This is a genomic window from Vibrio sp. 14N.309.X.WAT.E.F5, assembly GCF_030397615.1.
Taxonomy (GTDB): Bacteria; Pseudomonadota; Gammaproteobacteria; order Enterobacterales; family Vibrionaceae; genus Vibrio; species Vibrio lentus.
Map to the genome: position 1 here is coordinate 99,433 of NZ_JAPNXR010000003.1, position 18,086 is coordinate 117,518.

The 18,086-nt window shown below is 44.3% G+C and carries 15 protein-coding genes; 11 read left to right on the forward strand and 4 right to left on the reverse strand.

Annotated features, from left to right (window positions below; translation table 11 throughout):
- The first annotated feature begins 336 nt into the window (after positions 1-336).
- The 3 genes from glgX to OW495_RS04785 all read left to right on the forward strand — a co-directional run bounded on the left by glgX (position 337) and on the right by OW495_RS04785 (position 5,176).
- Complete coding sequence (glgX, locus tag OW495_RS04775) at positions 337-2,310, forward strand: glycogen debranching protein GlgX (RefSeq protein ID WP_102290959.1); 1,974 nt, start codon at positions 337-339, stop codon at positions 2,308-2,310.
- Between the two features lie 268 nt (positions 2,311-2,578).
- Positions 2,579-4,321 carry a diguanylate cyclase gene (locus tag OW495_RS04780; RefSeq protein ID WP_289885630.1) on the forward strand — a complete coding sequence of 581 codons (1,743 nt, stop codon included), beginning with the start codon at positions 2,579-2,581 and terminating at the stop codon, positions 4,319-4,321.
- A gap of 132 nt (positions 4,322-4,453) precedes the next feature.
- Positions 4,454-5,176 carry a tRNA (adenine(22)-N(1))-methyltransferase TrmK gene (locus OW495_RS04785; protein WP_102290967.1) on the forward strand — a complete coding sequence of 241 codons (723 nt, stop codon included), beginning with the start codon at positions 4,454-4,456 and terminating at the stop codon, positions 5,174-5,176.
- A gap of 154 nt (positions 5,177-5,330) precedes the next feature.
- Here the strand turns inward: OW495_RS04785 and OW495_RS04790 are convergent, their stop codons facing one another.
- Positions 5,331-6,257: an acyltransferase gene (locus OW495_RS04790; protein ID WP_102290960.1), complete on the reverse strand. Its 927-nt coding sequence runs from the start codon at positions 6,255-6,257 to the stop codon at positions 5,331-5,333.
- Between the two features lie 355 nt (positions 6,258-6,612).
- Between OW495_RS04790 and OW495_RS04795 the strand changes: the two genes are divergently transcribed.
- From OW495_RS04795 to OW495_RS04805, 3 genes are all read left to right on the forward strand, one after another.
- Positions 6,613-7,416, forward strand: a complete 804-nt coding sequence (locus OW495_RS04795; RefSeq protein WP_102290961.1) for a ferredoxin--NADP reductase — start codon at positions 6,613-6,615, stop codon at positions 7,414-7,416.
- A 56-nt stretch (positions 7,417-7,472) separates the two neighbouring features.
- Positions 7,473-7,805 carry a DUF1971 domain-containing protein gene (locus tag OW495_RS04800; protein ID WP_065111520.1) on the forward strand — a complete coding sequence of 111 codons (333 nt, stop codon included), beginning with the start codon at positions 7,473-7,475 and terminating at the stop codon, positions 7,803-7,805.
- Between the two features lie 223 nt (positions 7,806-8,028).
- Positions 8,029-9,021: a 2-hydroxyacid dehydrogenase gene (locus OW495_RS04805; RefSeq protein ID WP_102512990.1), complete on the forward strand. Its 993-nt coding sequence runs from the start codon at positions 8,029-8,031 to the stop codon at positions 9,019-9,021.
- 119 nt (positions 9,022-9,140) lie between these two features.
- On the opposite strand, the gene OW495_RS04810 is transcribed toward OW495_RS04805, so the two are convergent.
- From OW495_RS04810 to OW495_RS04820, 3 genes are all read right to left on the reverse strand, one after another.
- A complete protein-coding gene (locus tag OW495_RS04810; RefSeq protein WP_102307582.1) occupies positions 9,141-10,013 on the reverse strand; it encodes a patatin family protein in 873 nt (290 codons plus the stop codon).
- A gap of 230 nt (positions 10,014-10,243) precedes the next feature.
- Positions 10,244-11,695, reverse strand: a complete 1,452-nt coding sequence (locus OW495_RS04815) for a catalase (protein ID WP_054541599.1) — start codon at positions 11,693-11,695, stop codon at positions 10,244-10,246.
- 200 nt (positions 11,696-11,895) lie between these two features.
- Positions 11,896-13,065: a glycerate kinase gene (locus OW495_RS04820; RefSeq protein WP_102290962.1), complete on the reverse strand. Its 1,170-nt coding sequence runs from the start codon at positions 13,063-13,065 to the stop codon at positions 11,896-11,898.
- Positions 13,066-13,487: 422 nt separating this feature from the next.
- Here OW495_RS04820 and yiaK point away from each other — a divergent pair, with 422 nt between their 5' ends.
- The 5 genes from yiaK (at position 13,488) to OW495_RS04845 (ending at position 18,084) form a co-directional block, all read left to right on the forward strand.
- Positions 13,488-14,489: a 3-dehydro-L-gulonate 2-dehydrogenase gene (gene yiaK / locus OW495_RS04825; protein ID WP_017108911.1), complete on the forward strand. Its 1,002-nt coding sequence runs from the start codon at positions 13,488-13,490 to the stop codon at positions 14,487-14,489.
- A gap of 24 nt (positions 14,490-14,513) precedes the next feature.
- The gene (locus OW495_RS04830; RefSeq protein ID WP_012600147.1) at positions 14,514-15,002 is read left to right on the forward strand and encodes a TRAP transporter small permease; all 489 of its coding nucleotides are present in this window, start codon (positions 14,514-14,516) and stop codon (positions 15,000-15,002) included.
- The gene (locus tag OW495_RS04835; protein ID WP_017108910.1) at positions 15,002-16,282 is read left to right on the forward strand and encodes a TRAP transporter large permease subunit; all 1,281 of its coding nucleotides are present in this window, start codon (positions 15,002-15,004) and stop codon (positions 16,280-16,282) included. Before OW495_RS04830 ends, OW495_RS04835 begins: the two co-directional genes overlap by 1 nt.
- A 21-nt stretch (positions 16,283-16,303) precedes the next feature.
- Complete coding sequence (locus OW495_RS04840) at positions 16,304-17,278, forward strand: DctP family TRAP transporter solute-binding subunit (RefSeq protein WP_017092763.1); 975 nt, start codon at positions 16,304-16,306, stop codon at positions 17,276-17,278.
- A gap of 95 nt (positions 17,279-17,373) precedes the next feature.
- Positions 17,374-18,084 (forward strand): L-ribulose-5-phosphate 4-epimerase, encoded by a 711-nt coding sequence (locus OW495_RS04845; protein ID WP_017108909.1) that lies wholly within the window; start codon positions 17,374-17,376, stop codon positions 18,082-18,084.
- The last annotated feature ends 2 nt before the right edge of the window (positions 18,085-18,086 follow it).

Genomic DNA, 18,086 nt, shown 5'->3' on the forward strand with positions numbered 1-18,086 from the left:
AGGGTTTCCCCTGATTCGTTTCAACGGAGTCAATATTAAGAGGGGATGACAAGTTTGACTTCCTCCACCCCTCACTTAATTAAGGGGGACTAGAGGGGAGTAGAAAATATACAGAATGGTGTTTTAAAGAGGTAGATCACTTAATCTAGGAGGAGTAGGCAGCACTCAGATCTAATTATTCAGCATAAGTGAGATCTACTTCAAATATATAATTTGAACTTCATCGATGAATTATTTTTTTCATCGTAATTATTATGTGAAGTTGCTTGACCTTACTGTGACAAAGCTTTTTACTAATAGTTCACTGATGTTGATAAACGAACAAGAAATCAAGCAATGACTAGAACGCTCGCTCGCCCTTATCCGCTAGGCGCAACGCTAGGTAACACTGGCTGTAACTTCTCTATTTATTCTCCTGACTGTAAATCCCTCTCCCTCGCATTATTCGATGAGAATGACGAATTTGTTACTTATAAACTAGACAACGAATACGCTGATATTAGATATGTGTTTGTTGAAGGCATAAAAGCAGGACAAAAATACGGTTTCCTTGCTGAAACTGATGAAGGCCCGATCCTGCTTTCAGACCCTTACGCTAAAGCAATCAGCGAACCACTCGATTACGTCACGCCATATAACAATGAAAAGAGCTTTTCGATGGCAAAATGCCTTGTTGTTGATGACACCTTTGATTGGCAAGACGTAGAAAAGCCACGTATCAGTCGAGAAGATACCGTTCTTTTTGAAACCCATGTAAAAGGCCTCTCTCAACTTCACCCAGAGGTAGCAACCAACACCAAAGGTCGTTACATGGGCTTGGTTAGCCCTGAAATGCTAGCGTTCTACAAACAGCAAAACATCAACTCTCTACAACTTTTACCTATTGCTGCGTGTATGCATGAACCTCATCTTCTAGACATGGGGAAAGTGAACTACTGGGGCTACAACCCATACCTGTTCATGGTGCCAGATCCTCGTTATGCCGAGAAAGATGCCGTGACCGAGCTAAAGACAGCAGTTCGCGAGCTACACCGTAATGGTATTGAAGTCATTCTCGACGTGGTCTACAACCACACAGCTGAAGGCGGCGAAGGTGGTACCACCTTCAACCTAAAAGCTCTAGATAGCCGCTACTACATTAAACATGGTTGTCATTACGCAAACTTCACTGGTTGCGGTAATACGGTCGACCTTACTCACCAGCCAGCACTGAACTTAGTCATGGATACGCTTCGTTACTGGGTCAGCGAATTCCAAGTTGATGGCTTCCGCTTTGATCTGGCAGCAACGCTGGGGCGCGAAGGTGATAACTACAACCCTGAAGCTGCTTTCTTCAAAGCCGTTGCTCAAGATCCAGTACTCAAAGAAACCAAGCTCATCGCAGAACCATGGGATATCGGCCCGAACGGCTATCAGGTGGGTAATTTCCCACTCGGTTGGAATGAGTGTAACGACAAGCTCAGAGACATCACTCGCAGCTTCTGGCGCGGTGATCAAGGCTACCTGAAAGAGTTTGCAACTCGCTTGATGGGATCTCGAGACATCTACAGCGCCGCGCATTGGCCGTACAAACTCACCGTCAACTACATCACGTATCATGATGGCTTCACCATGCAAGACCTTGTCTCTTACAAGCACAAGCACAATGAAGAGAATGGTGAGAACAATCGTGATGGACATGGTGACAACCGCTCAGACAACTATGGTGTCGAAGGGGAAACTGAAAACCTACTGGTAATTGCGACTCGTGAAAAACAAAAGCGCAACTTTATGGCGAGCTTGTTATTCGCCTTTGGTATTCCACATATTCTGACCGCAGATGTACTCTCTCACTCTCAAAAAGGCAACAACAACGCCTACTGCCAAGATGGTGTAACCAGTTGGTTAAACTGGGAAGACTCAGAGCGTAAAACCTACTTCAAGAGTTGGTTGTCGGAAATGATTGCGGCACGTCAACAGTACATGGTGCCATTTATTAAGGCATTCAGCGGTGAAAAGCGTAACTCTAACCGCATCTTCTGGAGCCGTGTTGATGGCACACTCATGGAACATGATGATTGGAACCGTTTGAGCTCAGTGGCGTTGCATTTAGGGATCGGTAAAGATGGTGATGAGTTGATTTACTTGATCAACCAAACCAATGCACCAGCTCGCTTTACGTTACCAAGTGATCGAGACCAAAACTGGGTGACTATCTGTGATACCAATTTACGAAACGTAAAACCGGGTCATGCAGAAGGTGAAATGCTGCTATCGCCGACTTCAATGGCTATTTTGCACTATTCACCAGCCAAGACTAATTTGATTTGATTTGATTTGATTTAGGTTAAAAGCTCAGTCAGCTTAATAAAACATCAAAAACCATAGGAGCCAGTTATATTTATAGCTGGCTTTTTTGTTAGCTGAATATCACAGAAATCATCCTTTTATATGGAATCATTTGCATTGATGTGATTACGAAAACTGTTTAGTATGGCCGTACTATAAAAATGAATCTATAACGTCTTTGGATATCATGGCTTTACCTAAAACACTTATTCGGCTTTTCAAACCTTACGTACTCTTATTAACCGGAGGAATGCTCTATCTCGCAGCAACGCAATTGAGCCAAGCAGAGAACTCAGCAGAATCTCAATCATCTTCAAACATCCGCATTGCCACCTCAATTATCAAGTCCAATATCGAAGCGACCTTCGGCAAATTGTATTTCTTAGAAACTAGCCTTGGTGACATAAAAACAGGGGCAGTAAACAGCGATAAATTTGTTGAATTAAGTGGAAACATTCTAAAAAGAACACCTAACTTTGCCGATATTATTCGTTACCAACCTCAATCTAAGCAGTACATCTCGACTCGGGGTATCCCACTCTCGGCAAGCCAAATTTCAGCGATTGAATGGCAACCTTTAGATACCGTCGTCGATGATTTCTATATATCTTCTATTTACCAAAAGCCTGATGACCGCTGGGTGTTCGCAGTCAAACATACCGTGCCTAAGCTCAATGAAGAAATATGGATAGAATTTGATTTGCTGCATACCACACAAGGCTTAAGAGACTTAAAAACACTCGATAACGGCTACGTGTTTGTTGTTGATAGAACCACAGAACGACTCGTATTCCACCCAGACCCGAAACGCGTGGGCTCCAAATCAATCAGCTATCATGCAGGGATCAGTCACTTATTATCTTTAGGTCAACTAAAGGGTAATCATGAGTACTACTATCAGGATAATTTCAAAGTCTCGGTGTTTGACGCTGACAACAGCCTCAATTGGGTATTCATTGCCGGTACGGATAGAAAAGACATTCTCACCAGCTCTCACCAGTTTACTCTGACCGGTATTGTTATCGGATCGCTTTTGCTGCTTTGGGTTGTAGCCAGCTATCTGATTCACCGACTTAATTCTGAACTATCTTCGCTTAATCGAGTGAACGATCTGGTGAGTTTTAAAGATCAATTAAAATCGATAATCAATAGCTTCACCTATCACAACGGTATTCAGTTTTGCCTGTATCAAGCCGAGTGCCACTCGTTCTGCACCATTGATTATCACGGTAATAAGTCAATTGTTCACATAGACCAAGCATTTGCAGACAGCTTCTTTCCAGAGCAGTTAACCTATCAAAATGGCAAGTATGCCGATGTATTGGCGCGAAAACTCAAGATCCACCAACGCCACTATTGCATCCCACTTCATGCTCGTAAGCAGCTTATCGCGGTGATTTACATCAACAGTCGACTTCCGATCAATAAATCTATTCTGCGTATGATCCGTAGTTACGCCGAAGTATCGTTATCTAATTTATTAATTCACCTACAAGTTAGCTGTAAAGACTTGATGACCCAACTCGACAATAAAGCGCATTTTGATGAAGCTTTACGGATACATTCGTCTGAACCCGATACCTGCGTTGCTCTGCTAGATATCGATAATTTCGACCACATAAATCGAGCTTATAGTGAGTCGATTGGCGATAAAATGATCACGCTGACCGCAGAAATCTTACGTTCCCATTTCCCAAAACCCAAAGGGATCTGTCTATCTCGCTTAAACGAAAAAGAGTTTGGGATCGTATTCAAGGCCAATAGTGCGCAAGACGCGAAACATCAGCTTGATCAGTGTCGATTAAGCATCGCAGCCAAAACCATCGAAGCGCCTGAGATAACACTCTCACTCAGCGTGAGCATTGGGTTTTCGCAGGTTGAAGGGGCAGTCGATGCCGCTTTAGCTTTGGCTGAACAATCTAAATTGATTGCACAACAGCTAGGAAAGAACAGAGTGGAAGGCCATATTAGAGCTGTCGCGCAAGCTTCATAAACCACCGCAGACTTCCGTGTACACATAAAGCACCTAGGATTTAACCTCCAGGTGCTTTTGTTTTTGTATAAAGTCATTACAATGCGCCTTCGATACGACAACGCCCTATCACTTTCTAACGACACGAATCTTATGAAGCTCAGCAACCGACTGCAAACTCTCCACTCTCTTGTCAGCAATGACTACCAACACATTTGGGATTGTTGCTGTGATCACGGTTTTTTGGGGGTTCAACTGTTGTCAGATAACAAAGCCCCTCAGATTCACTTTATCGATATTGTTCCTTCTCTTATGAACGAGCTTGAAGGTAAGTTAACGCGTTATTTTCCTCAAGATAACAACGTTGAGCAACACAAGCAGAGTCAGTGGACAGTCTATTGTTTAGATGTCGCAGCCATTCCGCTGGATAAGCACACTGGCAGACACCTCGTTATAATTGCTGGTGTGGGTGGCGATCTAACTCAAAAACTCGTCGACGACATTCATCGCCAGCATCCAGACAAAGATATTGATTTTTTGCTTTGCCCAGTGCATCAGCAATTCGAACTAAGAAGCCATTTAAAAGCGCTCAAGTTCGGCCTTATTGACGAAGTATTGATTGAAGAAAACCGTCGTTACTACGAGATTTTATTGGTGAGTAATAACCAAGGTGATGCAGAAAAAAGCCAAAACGTTAGCGAAATATCAAACGTCGGTGACAAGATCTGGACACCAAGTAGTGATAAGAAAATGAAGGTATCACAGCAATACAAAGCCAAAACATTGCAGCACTACTTACGTATCCATCAAGGACAAGAGAAGCAAGGTAAGCCTAGCGAAGTGAAGCACATCATTGATGCTTACCAAGCGATTTAGCCCTCACCTGTCCTGCATATAGCATTGGTTCTGATGCCACTAGATTATAGTAAGTACTAACTCTATCGCTTACCTCTGATAAAGCCGACTCAATAAAAAAGCCGATAGTTCATTGAACTGTCGGCTTTTTTATTGCTATCAATTTGGTTTGAGCTTACTGCTCTTGTTTCTTGTGAACCGCATCAGGCTCATCAGTCGTTTCAACCCCATAAACCGTATCAAGATAGTCGTCTTTTTCTTTCCACGTGTTATTCAACCAACTGTGGAAACGGCGTTTAAACGCTTTATCTTCAAAATAGTTACCGTTGACGTTCTCATCCATTGGGTGCAATTTAATACGTACGACCACCTTCTTCATCTTACCCTTCAGCATGTCTTCAAACGGAGAAGTCTGATTCTCTGGGTAGGCCAAAGTAACGTCGACAATACCATCTAATATTGGGCCCATTGCAGATAGAGCAAACGCCACACCGCCGGTTTTCGGTTTTAGTAGGTGTCGATAAGGTGTCTTCACTGTCGATAGCTTCTCGTGGTTAGCACGCGTTCCTTCGACAAAATTGACCAATGTTGTCGGAGCAAGTTTGAACTTGGTACACGCCTTATTAATCGCATCAAAATCATCATTACGACGTTCTGGGTTGCGCAATAAAAACTCACGTGAATGGCGTTTCATGAAAGGCATGTCTAAGCCCCAGCAGGCCAGACCGACAAAAGGAACATACAACAGTTCGTGTTTAAGGAAGAACTTAGTCATCGGCATCTTGTCTTTCAAAATAGAAGACAAAATAACAATATCCGCCCAGCTTAGATGATTCGACATCATCAAATACCACTGCTTGGTAGAGATATCTTCCCCACCTTCAACTTGCCACTCGATATCGTTATTAACGTTAAGCATCCATAAGTTAAGAGAAGCCCAGCACCAGAACGTGAAATTGGCTAAACGAGTACACACTTTTTGAACCGGATGTATCGGGAGAATCAGTTTGATGAGGCCAAAGAAACTGACGGTAAAAGCCGTCATAGCAGTATTGATTGTCACGAACAAAACGTTCAAGACCATACGAAGATTATCAAGCATAAAACAAGGCTATATTGAGATCGAAAGCCGCCATTATACTCATCTGTAAATTATTCTCTTCAGTTATTGGTGGAATCGTTCAAGGGTCAAACCACTCATTGAGTTTGATCAAGCTCAGTTCAAAACTAGCCATAACCAAGTCATCACGCCCCAACCTTCAAATGAAAACAAAAAGACAATCAAGAGTCATTAAGACACTTATCGGTATGGGTGCTTTTGACTCTATTGAAAGTGATTTCCTTTACAAATACAGTATTGATAAGCATTCTCATTATTGGCATGGTACATGCAACTCCAAAAAGTAAGATAGTTGAGTATCCTTAATGAGATAACTTCTCTAAATAAAGGTGATGATATGACAGATATTCCTCATGGCTTAGTAACCGGAAAAGTCGTACACAAGACCGAATGGACGGAGCAACTGTTCTCTCTTCAAGTCAGTGCGCCAGTCTCGCTCTACCAAGCAGGGCAGTTCACTAAGCTGGGATTACGTAACAGTGAAGGCGAGTTTGTTAGACGTGCTTACTCAATGGTGAATGCGCCAGAGCACGAACACGGTCATCAGTCGCTTGAGTTTTTAATTGTTAAGGATCAAAACGGTCAGCTCTCTCCTCAACTTCATCAATTGAAGGTAGGCGACGACATCTTTGTCGGTAAAGACCCAAGTGGGTTCATGACATTAGAGGAGATCCCAGAGATCGCAGATGATCTATGGATGCTTTCAACCGGAACGGCCGTAGGCCCTTTTATCTCTATGCTCGAAAGCCTGTTGATAGAACAACAAGGCAAAGTAGATTTCAAAAAAACAACGTCGTTCAACAACCTTGTGCTGGTTCACGCTGTAAGAACAGAGCAAGACCTCACGTATCAAGACCGAATCAATCAACTCGTTGAACACTTTCAGGGGAAACTTAAGTATGTGCCAATTATTTCTAGAGAATCAGTCACCGGAACTTTGCGCGGACGAATCCCAAGCTTGTTACTTGGAGGCGACCTTGAACGAGCCTCGTCTATCACTATCAACCAAAGACATAGTTTCTTCTATCTTTGCGGTAATCCCCAAATGGTTCGAGACACGAGCGAAGCACTAATATCGTTGGGATTACAAAAACACTTACGCAAGAAGCCAGGTCAATTTAGTAGTGAGAACTATTGGTAATCCTGACTGCTAATTTCAATACATAAGTAAAAACACAGTTCGAAAAGAGGTTTTATATGAGTCATTTACGTATTCCGTCACACTGGAAAATTCAACGTTCCACACCATTTTTCACCAAGGACAACATACCAGCTGCGCTTCTCAACCATCACAACACCGCAGAAGGCGTATTCGGCCAGATCTGCGTAATGGAAGGTACCGTCACCTTCTATGGCTTTGCCGATGCCGACGCAACGGAACCAGAAAATGTTATCACGATCCAAGCTGGGCAATTTGCCACAAGCCCACCTCAATATTGGCATCGAGTGGAACTGAGTGACGACGCGCAATTCAACATTAACTTCTGGTCAGAAAAAGAGACCAAGAAGATGTTCAACACCCGAAAGTAAGATCCATTCAATATTGATGAACTTATAAGCAAGCTACTTCGTAATGTGATTTTCAATGTTCAAAAAGTGATGATAGAAGATCAAATAACCATAGTAATTACAATGATTAATGGTGATAGACAAGAGAAAAAAACTCTAGCACACTGGACAAAGTTATTAGTTTTAATCCCGTTTCAGGTAATGAATAAGTGGATTATTTATATTTTAGGTAAGAGAGGAAGCCATGCTCAACATTGCTTTTTTTAGCTCAAAATCATACGACGAAAAATCATTTGAACTTGCAAAAGGCGAACTCAACGCCGAGTTCCATTTTCATGATTTTCGACTCACTACAACAACAGCAAAAATGGCGCACGACAACGAAGTGGTTTGTGCGTTTGTAAACGACGACCTATCTCGAGATGTGCTAGAGATTCTAGCGAAAGGCGGCACTAAGCTGATTGCGATGCGCTGTGCTGGCTTTGATAAAGTCGACCTAGACGCAGCCAAAGAGTTTGGTCTGCAAGTGGTTCGCGTTCCTGCTTATTCACCAGAATCGGTAGCAGAACACACGGTCGGCATGATGATGTGTTTGAACCGTAAACTACACAAAGCATACCAACGTACTCGTGATGCGAACTTCTCCCTTGAGGGTTTGGTTGGCTTTAACTTCCACGGTAAAACTGTTGGTGTAATTGGTTCAGGTAAAATCGGCCTAGCTACCATGCGTATTCTGAAAGGTTTAGGCATGAACATCCTATGCTACGACCCGTACCCGAACCCATTGGCAAAAGAACTGGGCGCTAAATACGTTGAGCTCGACGAGCTTTATAAAGAGTCTGACGTGATTTCTCTGCACTGCCCAATGAGTAAAGAGAACTACCACCTATTAGATGCAACGGCATTTGGCAAAATGAAAGATGGCGTGATGATCGTCAACACCAGTCGTGGTGAGTTGCTTGATTCAACCGCTGCAATTGAAGCGTTGAAACAGAGCAAGATTGGCGCGCTTGGCCTTGATGTCTACGACAACGAAAAAGAACTGTTCTTCCAAGACAAATCTAACGATGTGATTGTGGATGACGTATTCCGTCGCTTATCTGCTTGTCACAACGTATTGTTCACAGGTCACCAAGCCTTCTTAACTAAAGATGCTCTGTTCAACATTGCCAATACAACACTAACCAGTATTGATGCCTTCTTTACAGGCAACACCAGCGGCAACGAACTGGTTTAACAACAACTTGAGTTAATAGCAGACTGAGTTAGTAATAGACTCAATCTAGAAATAGAAAGCCACGCTAATTCTTAATGAACAGCGTGGCTTTTCGTTTATGCGATTATCGAAAAGAAATACTAGACGCAGAAGTGACAATCCTCGGTATCCAAACCATAAACGCCTTTGCGAATGGCCAGATGTTCTGCACCTGCCTTCACGCCCATATGATAGCCTGCGTCCAGAACAGTTTGATCCATAGTGAGTCGCTTAACCGCGAACGCTTCCGGTGGCGCAATCACCTTGATGGTCGCATCTTTTGGTGGATTACGAATAAACTCCAAAGACTGGTTATAGTTTTCAGCTCGCACCGCCATCGACTCTGCAATATTAGGGAATTTCTTTAGCAGCTTTTTCAGCATCCACTGATACTTCTGCGGTTTCATTCGGTAGCTAAGTGGGTGAGAAAGAATCACGGTAATGTCTCGCGCACCACGGCGATAAGCTTCACGAACTGGAATTGAATCGGCTACACCACCATCGGTATAACAGCCACCAGAGAAACACGGAGTTTCACGATAAGCGATAGGTAGAGCCGTTGTTGCTTCAACCACATTAGAAAGGTTTTCTGGCTTAATGTGATAGTAATCGGCACTGCCTGTATCGACGTTAGTTACAGCAGCAATTAAAGGAACACTTGAGAACAGCTGACCGCAATCGAGTGGGTAACGTTGGTTAGATTCATCCCACAACCATTTAACGTCGACCAAATTGCCACCTTTAGCAAAGCGAGCAGGATTAAAGAACGTCTTATCGGTCGCCATGGTAGTAATCACGTTGTAGCTGCGTTTAGGCGCTTGAGATAAGTAACCAACTAGATTCGACACACCCGCAGATACGCCAATGGCAAAATCATAAGGACGGAAATCGTCTTGCATAAAGGCGTCCAAAACTCCGGCAGCGAAGATGCCTCTCATTGCCCCACCTTCAACAATTAATGCGCTTTTACTCATCTCAAACTCTATTACTTTATAAACTGATAGCCGTAGGATAATCCCGTCCATGTTATAAAGATAATGGGATGTGTTTATCAGTTCGATAGGTAAAAACTATCAATAGAAATGGGGCTAATTTTCCAGTAATTGGTACTACTTACATGACTCACCTAATACACAGCATGATCAAAAAAGGCCGCTGAGTGATTCACTCAACGGCCTTCCGACTAATTAAACGAGTTTATTGATTACGACTTAAATTCACTCACGTCGATTTCAAGCAGTTTACCAATACCTTCACCGTATGCTGGGTCGGCTTTGTAACAGTGTCTTAGGTGGCGCAGTTGAATCTCTTTAGGCACGCCGCCTAGGTTACGCGCTGTGTTATCAAACAGAATCGCTTGTTTCTCTGGCGTCATCAGACGGAACAGGTCACCCGGTTGCGAGAAGTAATCTTCATCTTCGCGGTGATCCCAGTGCGCTGCAGCACCATCTAGGTTCAATGCTGGCTCTGCAAAGTCTGGTTGCTCTGCCCATTGGCCTTCGTTATTTGGTTCATAGCCAAGTGTGCTACCAAAGTTACCATCAACACGCATCGCACCATCACGGTGGTAGCTGTGTACAGGACAACGAGGTGCGTTTACTGGGATGTGCTGATGGTTGACACCCAAACGGTAGCGCTGTGCATCACCGTAAGCAAACAGACGGCCTTGTAGCATCTTGTCTGGGGAGAAGCTGATACCCGGAACCACGTTCGCCGGGTTGAATGCAGACTGCTCCACTTCAGCGAAGAAGTTTTGTGGGTTACGGTTCAATTCAAACTCACCCACTTCAATCAATGGGTAATCTGCGTGTGGCCAGATCTTAGTAAGGTCGAACGGGTTGTAAGACACTTTCGCTGCGTCCGCTTCTGGCATCACTTGTACTTTCAACGTCCATTTAGGGAAGTCTTGGTTGTCGATGCTGTCTAGCAAATCACGTTGGTGGCTCTCGCGATCATTACCGATCAATTGTCCGGCTTCTGCATCAGATAAGTTCTTAATACCTTGCTGAGATTTGAAGTGGAATTTCACCCAGAAACGCTCGTTGTCTGCGTTAATAAAGCTGAACGTGTGGCTACCAAAACCGTGCATGTGGCGGTAAGTAGCAGGAATACCACGGTCACTCATTACGATGGTGACTTGGTGAAGCGCTTCAGGTAGAGAGGTCCAGAAATCCCAGTTGTTCTTCGCGCTGCGCATATTGGTGCGAGGGTCACGCTTAACCGCATGGTTTAGATCTGGGAACTTAAGAGGATCACGAAGGAAGAATACTGGGGTGTTGTTACCCACCATATCCCAGTTGCCTTCTTCAGTATAAAACTTCAATGCAAAGCCACGGATATCACGCTCAGCATCGGCGGCGCCGCGCTCACCGGCAACCGTAGTAAAACGTGCAAACAGGTCGGTCTTTTTGCCTATTTCAGAAAACAGTTTTGCCTTAGTGTATTTGGTAATGTCGTGCGTAACAGTAAATGTACCGTAAGCGCCTGAACCTTTCGCGTGCATACGACGCTCTGGAATGACTTCGCGGTCAAAATGCGCCATCTTTTCTAAAAACCAAACATCTTGAAGAAGTTGAGGACCGCGCTTACCCGCAGTTTGAACATTCTGGTTATGAGCAACAGGACAACCCGCAGCTGTAGTTAGTTTTTTACTCATGATCTATTCCTTAAGGTGCAAAGGTGCAGCAATAGTGAGTGCACCTTGATATTTATACTGGCTTCCTTTCAAAAGCCCCTAAAATACTATGGATATAGAATAGACCTCTAATGGCATAAAATATAATCGTTTCTATTTATCGTTATAATCTATAAAACCTATTAAACGACTGATTTAAGAATCATATTCTAAGGCACTGACTAATCGAGTATTTTCCTTCCTAGTTTAAGCGTCGCTGCAATATTCCTAGCCGTTCTTGTCAGATTGTTTTCCGCCTCCTGCAGAACTTGGTCAAGTGACTGAGGAGAACGTACCGTACCAAACAAGCTGCTCATTTCATCATAAAGAGCTTCTACTTCAGTTCCCAATGAGCCAGCAATACCTATGGTTGGAATACCTTGTAAACTCGCGCGTTTAGCAATTCCGTAAGGTGTTTTGCCTTGCAGAGTTTGGTTGTCCATTTGCCCTTCGCCAGTAATCACAAGGTCGGCACCTTTCAACACGTCATCAGCTTGTAAGACATCCAGTACCATCTCGATACCGGGTTTGATTTGCATGTTAAATAGCAAACCAAGCCCCATCGGTGTGCCACCAGCCGCGCCATAACCCACGCGGCTGTGAACAGGATCATCACCACCAACGCAACCTTGCGATTCAGCAATTTGAGCAAAATTCGCTAGCGCCTTATCAAGCAGTAAGACTTGTTCAGGCGTAGCCCCTTTTTGTGGGCCGAATATATGGCTGGCGCCGTTATCACCACACAATGGATTATCAACATCGCATGCCACAATCAATTCGACATCTGCACAGCGCAAATCTACGCCAATAAGGTCTATTGATACGAGTTCTGCAAGTGCAGCACCACCTCTGCCAATTTCTTGTCCATTATCATCAAGTAAGCGCCCACCTAGAGCTTGAACAATACCTGCACCACCGTCGTTGGTCGCACTGCCACCCAATCCAAGAATGATGGTTTGAGCACCCTGCTCTATCGCTTCTAATATCAGCTGTCCTGTCCCAAAAGACGAAGCAACCAAAGGATCACGCTGCTCTGGCGTCAGCAAGTCCAAACCAGACGCAGCAGCTATCTCTATCAAAGCCGTTCTCTTGGAGCTCTGAACTGACGGTTCTGACATCGCCCAATCAGCATGAACCAATTCACCCAACGGCCCTTCAACTTGATGTGTTCGCTTTTGCCCTGCTAAGCCTTGCAGTAACACATCGACCGTACCTTCACCGCCATCGGCCAAAGGTAAGGTCACATAGTCAGCGTCTGGGAAGATTTCACGAAAGCCCTTTTCAATGCACGCCGCCACCGATACAGCAGTTAGAGATTCTTTAAACGAGTCTGGTGCAATAACAATTTTCATAGAGGTTGATCCGTAAGTGTTACCAATGAGCTTAAAAAAGAGAAATCACACCAAATAGTATAAAAGCTCCCTAATTAGTACGCCCCAAAGCTGCCATTTGTTGTGACGTCCCTTTTAGTTTTGACGACGGTAAAAGCGAGATCCGTAAAGTTACTGTTCCTTAATATCTCCACATTTTGCAAAGTTGGCACGAACCAACAATCAATTGACCACAGATATTTGATTGAAATCCAATATGGATCACACCATTTGTTCCACATTACGGAATTTATCAGTCTTTTTGTTTCACTTTTTAACCAGTTAACAGTTATTAGAGAAAAACTTAATAAGGAAATATTTCGTAACTTTGCTCACAGAATATTTTCGGAATAACAACAATAATTCATTCCGTATTATGGAATTCAACTTATCGGAGAACACAGATGCCTTTAGTATCAACTGAAAAACTACAACAAGAATACGAACGAATCCTTTTGGCTCGCGACATGAAACCAGAAATGGCAACCAAGCTTGCGGCTGGTTTTGTTGAGATGGCAAACGAAGGTACTTACTCGCATGGCATCAACCGTTTTCCAGTGTTCATTGACCAAGTAGACAAAGGTCAAATCAAATTAAATGCTGAACCAGAATGCGTTAACAGTATGGGTGCATTAGAGCAATGGGATTGTAACTACGGCCCTGGCGTTCTTAACGGTCTTATCTGTGCAGAGCGTGCCATGGAATTGGCTCGTGACTACGGCATTGGCATGGTCGGTATGCGTAATTCTAACCACTGGATGCGTGGCGGTGCTTACGTATTGAAAATGGCTCGCGAAGGTTTTGCAGGAATTGCATCAACCAACTCAATCGCAGTGATGCCAGCATGGGGTGGTAAAGATCACCGTGTTGGTTCAAACCCTCTCATCATGGCGGTTGCGGGCGATCCGCCGGTGGTTGTTGACTGTTCAATGAGCCAATTTTCTTACGGCCAGTTACAAAACTTCGTGCTTGCTGACAAAGAGCTCCCTGTTGTTGGTGGCTTTGACAACGAAGGTGAACTCACTAAAGACCCGCATGTACTTTGGGAAAACAAACGCCTACTTCCAATGGGTTTCTGGAAAGGTTCATCAATGGCCATCGTACTAGACATGATGCTAACGGCAATCACTGGCGGCCACTCAGTACCAGCACTGACTGAAGATATGGGTGGTGAGTTTGGTGTATCTCAATTCCTTATCGCTATCGACCTAAGCAAAACAATGGATCAAAGCACTTACGCACAAGAGATGAAGCGCATCCGTGATTACGTGCTTGAGTCAGAGCCTGCAGAAAGTGGCTCAGTGATGATTGCTGGTTCTGAAATTGAAAACTTCATCAAGAAACACGAAGCAGCTGGCGGCATTGAAATTAACGATGGAATTTGGGAACAAATTACGTCTCTGTAATTAGCCAAAGGTAGGGAAAGCGTTATGCAAAGTGTATTAAAGAGTATTTGGAAAAGTATCGATGTCATCATGGCGGTCATTCTGACCTGTATGGTTGCGCTCGTATTTACTAACGTAGTTTTACGTTATGGCTTTTCTTCTGGTCTTCGTCCCTCTGTAGAACTATCTCGCCTTGGTCTTGTATGGGTTGTCATGCTCGGTGCCGCCGTTGTGCTGCGCCGAGGTGAACACCTCGCTGTTGCGGAGTTTTCTGAACGACTCTTCCCAAAAGCAGTACCCGTATTAAGACGTATCTGCTGGGTAATAGTACTGATTTCTGTCGGCATGCTTTACGTCGGTTCATACCGTCAAATGATGTCTAACTGGTCAGATATTTCTCAGCTTACAGGGCTTCCTTCAGCATTATTTTACTTAGCCGGTGTGGTGTCAGGTTTGTTAATGGGCGTGATTGCCTTTATGCGAATCTTCAAGCCCGACTGGCAGCTAGATAGCTTAGATGAGGAGAAAGAATAATGACGTTAGCCATTTTCTTATCGGTATTGATTGTCTCAATCTTACTTGGTCTTCCTGTTGCGTTTGCACTGTTATTGTCTTCAATGGCGCTGATGCTTCACATGGACTTCTTTAGTGCAGACATTCTTGCGCAGTCTTTAATTAATGGTGTCGACAGTTTCACTCTGCTTGCCATTCCATTCTTCCTCATTGCGGGTGAAGTAATGGCATCGGGTGGTTTGTCGCAGCGTATTGTTCGCCTAGCAACCACTTACGTAGGACACCGTCAAGGTGGCTTAGGTTACGTTGCTATCATGACTTCGGTACTGCTTGCCGGCCTTTCTGGTTCAGCTGTAGCAGATGCAGCAGCCTTGGTCAGTATTCTTTACCCAATGATGAAAGCAGCGAAATACCCAGAAGCACCTTCAATGGGCTTACTTGCTTCAGGCGGTATCATCGCACCCGTTATTCCACCTTCAATCCCTCTGATCCTTGTAGGTGTTGCTGGCGGTATCTCGATCAAAAACCTATTCCTAGGCGGCATCGTTCCTGGCCTGTTAATGGGTATGACATTGATGTTTGTATGGCGCTGGACAGTTCGCAAAGAAAACCTAGCGACATCAGAAAAAGCGACAAAAGCAGAAAAACGCGCAGCACTTAAAGATGGTGTATGGGCCTTAATGCTGCCAGTCATCATCATTGTTGGTATTCGCTTCGGCATCTTTACACCAACAGAAGCCGCGGTAGTAGCCGCAACTTACGCAATCTTCATCTCTACATTTGTGTACAAAGAGCTCTCGATTAAGAAGTTCTACCACATCGTACTGAACGCTGGTCGCTCGACCGCAATGGTTATGTTCTTGGTGGGTTGTGCAATGGTTGCAGCGTGGCTAATTACTGTTGCTCAGCTTCCTCAACAACTCGCAGAAATGTTAGGTCCACTGGTGGATAGCCCACGCCTATTAATGGCAGTAATTATGTTGCTCGTACTTTGTGTCGGCATGGTTATGGACTTGAGCCCTACGATTCTAATCCTTGTCCCCCTTTTAATGCCTGTCATCAAGATGGCTGGAATTGACCCAACGTACTTCGGCCTACTGTTCGTTATTAACTGTTCAATTGGCTTGATTACGCCTCCTGTAGGCACCGTACTAAACGTAGTGTGTGGTGTAGCGAGAGTACCAATGTCGACCGCAGTGAAAGGTGTATTGCCCTTCATCGCTGCTTACATGGCTCTGCTCACACTATTTGTCATCTTCCCAAGCATTATCACTGTGCCAATGTCGTTTGTCATTGGTTAATCCTCGACGGAGAAAATAATAATGAAAACCCTACTAAAACTTACTTTACTCGCTTCGACTATCGCAATGAGCTCTAGCGCTTTTGCCGCGACGACTCTAAAACTGGCGCACGCAGCACCAGAGTCGGATTTGCAACAAGACCTATCTTTGTTCTTTAAGAAAGAAGTTGAGGCTCGTTCAAATGGCGAAATCAAAGTAAACATCTACCCACAAGGTCAGTTGGGCAGTGATAAGCAGATGATCGATGGCTCACGTGCTGGCATCGTTGATTTAGCGATGGTTGGCTTGAACAACTACAACGGCCTAATGCCTGAATCAGCGGCCTTCACTCTGCCGTTCATGTTCCCAGATCGTCAAACAGCATACAAAGTACTGGACGGCGAACCGGGTAAAGAAGTTTTAGCTAACTTTGAAAAATTCGGTCTTAAAGGTCTTGGGTTCCCTGAAAATGGTTACCGCAACATGACCAACAACGAAAAACCTATTCGTATCCCTTCTGATGTTGAAGGCCTACAAATGCGTGTGAATGGTTCTAAAGCTCTAAACGACATGTTCAACGAGCTAGGTGCTAACCCGCAACAACTTCCAGTATCAGAACTCTACACAGCACTTGAAACAGGCGTTGTTGACTCTCAAGACCACCCAATTTCTGTAACGCTATCTTTCAAGTTTGACGAAGTACAAAAATACCTAAGCCTTACACAACACGCTTACTCACCACTCGTTCTAACAATGAACCTACGTAAGTTCGACAAGCTAACGGAAGACGAGCAAAAAATCATTGAAGAAGTCTCTGCTGAAGCAGTTGCAATGCAACGTGAGCTAAGCATTGAAAAAGAAGACAAGATGATTGCTCAACTAGAAGCGAACGGCATGCAAGTAAACCGTGACGTTGATGGTGCTGCTTTCCAACAAGCTATCCAGCCTGTTTGGAGCGCATACATCGAGAAAAATGGCGATGTGATGATCAACAAGATCAAGCTAGCAGCTAAGTAACGCGATTGAGTGCGATTGCCTAGCCCTCTTTTTAGCTGGGGAATTTAGCTAGGCAATCCGCTCGTCATTCACTCAATACAACATGGGCAAACACAATGTCTCAAGAACAAAAAACATACCAAGAATTAAAAGAACGCGTGTTCGCAGCAAACTTGCAACTTCCTAAATATGGCTTAGTGACTTTCACTTGGGGCAATGTCTCTGAAATCGACCGCGAACGTGGCGTGATTGCAATAAAACCGTCAGGTGTTGAATACGATGTAATGACGGCAGATGACATCGTTGTTCTCGATTTAGAAGGCAACCGCATTGAAGGCAAGCTGAACCCTTCAAGCGACACGGCTACGCACATTGAGCTTTATAAAGCCTTCCCAACCATCGGTGGCATTGTTCACACACACTCTCGTAATGCAACAATCTGGGCACAAGCCGGCCGAGACATTCCAGCGCTTGGAACCACACACGCCGATTACTTCTACGGTGATGTACCTTGCACTCGTCTACTAACAAAAGCTGAGATTGAGTCGGATTACGAGAAAAACACAGGCTTAGTGATCATCGAAGAATTCAACCAACGTGATATCGACCCGCAAGCAATGCCAGGTGTCATCATCGCAGGCCACGCACCATTTACATGGGGCAAGGATGGTTCAGATGCCGTGCACAATGCAGTGGTGATGGAAGAGATTGCAGCCATGGCAACAGCCACTCGCGCTATCAGTCCAGAAGTAGCGATTCAACCTGAGCTGCTAGATAAACACTACAACCGTAAACACGGCAAGAACTCATACTACGGACAGAAGTAAGG

Coding starts and splice junctions, on each gene's coding strand:
- OW495_RS04790 (WP_102290960.1), bottom strand. CDS start 6,257: ATGCTTGATAATCTTCGTATGGTCTTGAACGTTTTGTTCGTGACAATC.
- OW495_RS04780 (WP_289885630.1), top strand. CDS start 2,579: ATGCTCTATCTCGCAGCAACGCAATTGAGCCAAGCAGAGAACTCAGCA.
- glgX (WP_102290959.1), top strand. CDS start 337: ATGACTAGAACGCTCGCTCGCCCTTATCCGCTAGGCGCAACGCTAGGT.
- OW495_RS04835 (WP_017108910.1), top strand. CDS start 15,002: ATGACGTTAGCCATTTTCTTATCGGTATTGATTGTCTCAATCTTACTT.
- OW495_RS04785 (WP_102290967.1), top strand. CDS start 4,454: ATGAAGCTCAGCAACCGACTGCAAACTCTCCACTCTCTTGTCAGCAAT.
- OW495_RS04815 (WP_054541599.1), bottom strand. CDS start 11,695: ATGAGTAAAAAACTAACTACAGCTGCGGGTTGTCCTGTTGCTCATAAC.
- OW495_RS04845 (WP_017108909.1), top strand. CDS start 17,374: ATGTCTCAAGAACAAAAAACATACCAAGAATTAAAAGAACGCGTGTTC.
- yiaK (WP_017108911.1), top strand. CDS start 13,488: ATGCCTTTAGTATCAACTGAAAAACTACAACAAGAATACGAACGAATC.
- OW495_RS04830 (WP_012600147.1), top strand. CDS start 14,514: ATGCAAAGTGTATTAAAGAGTATTTGGAAAAGTATCGATGTCATCATG.
- OW495_RS04810 (WP_102307582.1), bottom strand. CDS start 10,013: ATGAGTAAAAGCGCATTAATTGTTGAAGGTGGGGCAATGAGAGGCATC.
- OW495_RS04805 (WP_102512990.1), top strand. CDS start 8,029: ATGCTCAACATTGCTTTTTTTAGCTCAAAATCATACGACGAAAAATCA.
- OW495_RS04840 (WP_017092763.1), top strand. CDS start 16,304: ATGAAAACCCTACTAAAACTTACTTTACTCGCTTCGACTATCGCAATG.
- OW495_RS04820 (WP_102290962.1), bottom strand. CDS start 13,065: ATGAAAATTGTTATTGCACCAGACTCGTTTAAAGAATCTCTAACTGCT.
- OW495_RS04795 (WP_102290961.1), top strand. CDS start 6,613: ATGACAGATATTCCTCATGGCTTAGTAACCGGAAAAGTCGTACACAAG.
- OW495_RS04800 (WP_065111520.1), top strand. CDS start 7,473: ATGAGTCATTTACGTATTCCGTCACACTGGAAAATTCAACGTTCCACA.